The sequence below is a fragment of the Collinsella sp. AM29-10AC genome (genome assembly GCF_003469085.1).
In the GTDB taxonomy this organism is placed as follows: domain Bacteria; phylum Actinomycetota; class Coriobacteriia; order Coriobacteriales; family Coriobacteriaceae; genus Collinsella.
The window spans coordinates 1-2,091 of the sequence record NZ_QSKB01000053.1 but is presented as its reverse complement, the minus strand read 5'-3'; the positions used below and the strand labels follow the sequence as shown (position 1 = coordinate 2,091).

The following is a 2,091-nucleotide window of genomic DNA, read 5'->3' as shown; positions in this document are numbered from 1 at the left end:
GCAAGACTTGAAGTAGGGGGAGGCCTCGCGGCCTCCCCCTTTTTTGCGTTTACAGGCAACATTCCTTATGCAATTAAATCAATTTAATCATCCACCGCTGAATATAGACGTTCACCGTTCTTTGGTCGGTTCTCTGTTCTCAATGGACTAATATTTGCTTTAGCGCACTGCTGCGCTTGTCCTGTTTTTACACGGGTCGTTTTATTGATTGTGACGGAAGGACTCACATGGCAGATGTTCATGAGCTGCTTGATACTTGGATTGCCAATGTCAAGGACGAGGAGCTCCTCGCTGAGCTTAACACGATGAAGGAGCAGGGTGATGAGGACGCCATCACCGATGCTTTCTTCCAAGATCTCGCCTTCGGTACTGCCGGCCTTCGCGGCACTATCGGTGCGGGCACTAACCGTATGAATATCTATACGGTCGGTCGTGCGACCCAGGGATTCGCTGACTACCTCAATGCGACCTTCGAGCATCCAACGGTTGCCATCGCTCGCGATAGCCGCAATAAAGGTGAGCTGTTCGTTAAGACGACGGCTGCCATTCTTGCAGCAAACGGCGTGACTGCCCTCGTTTATCCCAAGATTTCTCCTGTGCCGACGCTCTCCTGGGCCGTCCGTGATCTTAAGTGCTCCGGTGGCATTTGCATGACCGCTAGTCATAACCCGGCACCGTATAACGGCTATAAGGCCTATGGCCCCGACGGCTGCCAGGTCACCAGCGAGGCCGCCGATGCAATTTCTAAGGCTATCGCCGAGACCGATACATTCACCGGCGTGAAGTCCATGGACTTTGATGAGGCTCTTGAGCAGGGTCTGGTTAAATGGATCGAAGGCTCATGCCTCGAGCGTTATTACGACGCCGTTCTCGCGCGCGGCGTGACTAACCTTTCTGCCGAGGAGATCGCTGGCGCTCCGCTTAAGCTCGTCTACACTCCGCTCAACGGCACCGGCCTCATTCCCGTTACTACGGTGCTCGAGCGCGCTGGCATCACCGATGTCACGGTTGTTCCCGAGCAGAAGGAGCCTAACGGCGATTTCCCGACCTGCCCGTATCCTAACCCCGAGATCCGTCAGGCCATGCAGAAGGGCATCGATCTCTGCGAGCAGGTTCACCCTGATTTGCTGCTTGCAACCGATCCCGACGCCGACCGTGTTGGCGTTGCCGTTAAAAATGGCGATGACTATCTGCTGCTGACCGGCAATGAGATGGGCGTTCTGCTGCTCGACTATATCTGCAAGACCCGTGCTGCCCGCGGTGAGGACCTCACTAAGAAGGTTGCCGTTACTACTATCGTTTCTTCCGCCATGGTTGACGCTCTGGCCGACGAGTACGGTTTTGAGCTTCGCCGCTGCCTGACGGGCTTCAAGTACATCGGCGACATCATTACTTCTCTTTCCGATGCTGGCGAGGTCGATCGCTTTATCTTCGGTTTCGAGGAGAGCTACGGCTATCTGGCCGGCGACCACGTGCGCGACAAGGACGCCGTGAGCACTTCGCTTCTGATTTGCCAGATGGCGCAGTATTACAAGCTCCAGGGTAAGAACCTTGCCGATGCGATGCACGAGCTGTACGAGAAGTATGGCTACTATCACAACAAGACGATTTCGCTAAGCTATCCGGGCGCTGAGGGTGCGGCAAAGATGGCCGGCATCATGGCTGGTTTGCGCGAGAACCCGCCCGCGGAGCTCGCCGGTTCCAAGATTGAGGCCGTCGTGGATTACAACACCTGCGTGAACGGCCTGCCGAAGGCTAATGTCATTGAGTTCGATCTCGAGGGTGGTAACAAGGGTATCGTCCGTCCTTCTGGCACCGAGCCCAAGATTAAGCTGTACATCTTCGCTAAGGGCGCGGATGCCGCCGAGGCTGATGCAGCACTTGACGCGATCGAGGAGTCCGGTCGCAAGCTCTTGGCCTAAGGCTTTGAAAGCCTATTTCTATAGATAGACGGAGGAGGGGATCTCGGAAACGAGGTCCCCTCTTTATTACTTTTAAATACAGCTGAGAATCCCAAACTGTGTAGGAAATGTGTACGCCCAGATTCCCGCCCCCGGCGCCCCTCCGGTCTGGCAATATATCTCCTTGCCG

The 2,091-nt window shown here is 55.4% G+C and carries 1 protein-coding gene; it reads left to right on the top strand.

Annotated features, from left to right (window positions below; all coding sequences use genetic code 11):
• Positions 1 to 227: 227 nt before the first annotated feature.
• On the top strand, positions 228 to 1,922 hold the full coding sequence (locus DW754_RS10735) for a phospho-sugar mutase (RefSeq protein ID WP_117759931.1): 1,695 nt from the start codon (positions 228 to 230) through the stop codon (positions 1,920 to 1,922).
• Positions 1,923 to 2,091: the final 169 nt, after the last annotated feature.

Coding starts and splice junctions, on each gene's coding strand:
- DW754_RS10735 (WP_117759931.1), top strand. CDS start 228: ATGGCAGATGTTCATGAGCTGCTTGATACTTGGATTGCCAATGTCAAG.